The organism is Okeania sp. (assembly GCF_983059655.1).
On sequence record NZ_CEZPJD010000552.1, the window covers coordinates 1 to 3,395 of the forward strand.

Here is a 3,395-nt window from a genome sequence, read left to right on the forward strand (position 1 = left end):
TCCAGACCTAAAAAGCCTAAAACCTTTATCTACAAAAACTTTTAGATTTATTCAGTAAGCCCTAATTATTGTTCCTTATAAAGGACTATTCCCATTCTTTTTTCCTTTTTCCTTCTTAAAATTTTATCTATTGAGGTTATTTTTTTCTTCTAGTACTTGAAGTTCTTTTTCTAGGAAAAAGTTGAGAAAAGTTCTAATTCCAGCAATTGCTGCTAACCTGCCAATATCGCTCCAACTTGGAGAGATGGCAGTTCCTACTATATCAGCAGCCAAAAGAAATTCTAAAGCTAGAACTAGGGAGATACCTAAGTCTAGTCTGATTCTTCCATCTTGTGCAAAAATCTTATTGTTTTTCCGTCTTTTCCACATTTGTGCTAGTGCTTTTAGCACTGCAAAAGTAATAATAAAAACTGCAACTGCCTCAATAAAAATCTTCAGAATAAGGACAGACTCATCTAAAAAAATCTCAGCTAATTCTATTAAATTTATAGCTAGATAAAAACATACAATAGAAGTCATAATTATTCCTTGCTACTTCCTCTAAAATTGAGTAAATATTTTAACTTTCTAAATATATAATACCAGAAATTAAAAGTGTTGCTACATTTCCTTAAGAGTAGAGAGTAGGCTTAAAAGACATAATATGTTTTGAATTAATGTCGATAATAGTTACAAACATTGCTGAGGCATTAGTATTACTTAATAACTGAAGTCGAATTTATATTCCCCTTATATCATGTCCGGATAATTAGTGATGAAAAAACTTATTATGAGTGCTTCAACAGCAAATCTTTCTATTTTCCCTACTCCCCTACTCCCCCACTCCCCTACTCCCCTACTCCCCTACTCCCCTACTCCCTATTGCCTGCACTTCGTGCTTTAAAACCCAATATCATCCAGAGCAACCTGAGCTGCTTCATATAACTCTTCATCAGACACATATCGCCAGTCTGTATCTCCAATTTCCTGATAAAAAGTCTGGTCATAAGCACGAGTTTGAATCACCACTGGCATCGGTACCGCATGACCTAATACCAAAGCTTGTTGTTTAGAATCCAATTTTGCCAAAACAGACCGTAAACTATGACCGCCAGAAACTCCTGTAAAAATAGAATCTATATCCTTATCATCATTTAATAGAGCTGTAATTCTTGTACCAATTTGAGACATAACTTCTGCATCTATCCCAGAAGGTCGCTGGTCTACTACCAATAAAGTCACAAAATATTTCCGCATTTCTCTAGCTATTGTTCCAAAAATAGTTGAACGTACTATCGCAGGGTCGAGAAAACGGTGAGCTTCCTCAATAGTTATGACTAATGGTTGAGGGCGATCGCTTGGATTTTTAGAACTCAAAAATTTATCAGCTTTCCGTACATAACTATTATGAATTCTGCGAGTAATCATATTAGCAGCTAACATATAAGAAAGCATATTCGACTGGGAACCAAATTCAATAATAACGTGTTTACCAGCATCCAAAGATTCTAATATTTCTTCAATATAATTATTAGTATTTTTTGTCTGCATATATTTCAGATTATTCAGTCGCAATAACTTTCTTTGTAAGGACATTATTGAACCTTTGTGACCCCTTTTCTCATCACAAAATATTTGGATATCTTCATTAGTCATCTCCAGTAATTGAGCAATCCAAGATTTACCAAATTCACTTCTAAGAATATTTGCACTATCAATACTCGCCTCAGATAAATTTAATTCTCGTTGCACCAACCCAATATCTTCTACCTCAATTTGGTTATAACTTAAATACAGTTCTCGTGCATCTCGCACCCCTCTACGTTTAGTCCCTTCTGGATCGAGAGTCCATAATTCGACTCGTTCTGGAAACAATTGTCGTAAACCTTTTACCGTACTAACTTGTTTTCCTTCAGCCATTGCTTCCCAACCATATTCAGAGTGCATATCAAAGATTAAATTTACAGCCGCTCCTTTACGAATAATCCCAGATAAAAGTAAACGAGTCAGAAAAGACTTACCTGTTCCTGACTTCCCAAAAATGCCATTACTCCGTTCTACAAATCTATCCAAATCTAAACAAACAGGTACATCCATATCAATAGGTTTACCCACAGCAAAATTGCGCCTACTTTGGTCATCTTCCCTACCAAAAACAAGACTAAAATCTCTCTCACTTGCCTCAAATACTTGGGAAAAATGACTCGGAATAGTTTTCACTGGCATTAATTTAATTTCGGCACTGGTTTGAGCTTCAAAAGATGCTAAATTTTCCATGGATTGAGATTTTTTTTTCTTGCCATTATCGTTATTAGCATTGAAATATACTGGGGAGTTTTCTGAAGAAATAACCAACATCAACATTGGTGCAAGTTCGATAGTTCCATAAGTACTACCCCCAGCTAAAACAGATTGTAAAAAATCATCTGTAGGTAAGGGAGGATTAATCATTATTCGTTCGCTGGATGTTCCTAATGAAACATCGGTTAGCATACAAAAAAAGTGAGTTTGTACTCCTTTTACTACCAAAAATTTACCAACCCGCATATCTTCTACTGATATGTCTGGATGTAGTCGTACTTCTAATCCTTGACTGAGAGAACCTTGAATTACTGAGCCTAATGGTTGTTCAAAATCCATATGAATTACTTGATTACTTGATAATGCTATAGCAGGGAACAGGGAACAGGGAACAGGGAACAGTAGGAAAAACATTTCCCTGTCTAAGGTTTATCATCCGCATAAGTCAAACACCAACTCGTTCTTTACTATATATCAAGTTATACCATTTTTATTAACTAATGAAAGTAAGGAAAGGAAGAAGGAAGAGGGTGGAAGGTTTCAAAGTCTGAAAAAAAAACTTAAGTTTTCTGTAGATATTCACGCTTAGGTTTACACATAAAGATATAGCGCGGATATGATACAGCGTATTCCACTTTGATGAGGTAAACCTACGCGAGCAAGATGCTTCCTCGCGAGCAAGATGCTCAGACTGGGAAGATTTAATTATTAATATCTGTACTTCATATACTTGGAATTTGTTGTATCAAATCTCTGAACAGTTAAGAACTTAACTTTTTGAAATAATTGAAAATTCCAAGTTAGCAGTGTAGCGAGTTTATCTAAGGAAGGCAGAAGGCAGAAGGCAGGAGGCAGGAGGCAGAAGGTTTTCTCAAGAGTATCACCTTAATTTTATACACAAATGATGCTACCGGACATGATATAACCCACATTCCGCACGTCAATTTGTGACATTAAAAGTAGTATAAAAATCCTGGTTTTGGTAAGTATTTATATGACATAAATTATTTTTATTGACCTTTCTCAAGAGTCAAATTATCAGCATAAATACTTACTAAATTGTTAACTCCTATTGACAACTATAATTTTCTTCTTACTTCTTACTTTTAACTTTT

At 35.1% G+C, this 3,395-nt stretch carries 2 protein-coding genes; both read right to left on the reverse strand.

Going from position 1 to position 3,395, the window contains the following annotated elements; translation table 11 throughout:
- Positions 1-123 precede the first annotated feature (123 nt).
- On the reverse strand, positions 124-519 hold the full coding sequence (locus tag AC3DU7_RS23965) for a DUF1622 domain-containing protein (protein WP_488041810.1): 396 nt from the start codon (positions 517-519) through the stop codon (positions 124-126).
- Between the two features lie 360 nt (positions 520-879).
- Entirely contained in the window at positions 880-2,619 is a 1,740-nt protein-coding gene (locus tag AC3DU7_RS23970; RefSeq protein ID WP_488041811.1) for a helicase HerA domain-containing protein, read from the reverse strand.
- Positions 2,620-3,395: the final 776 nt, after the last annotated feature.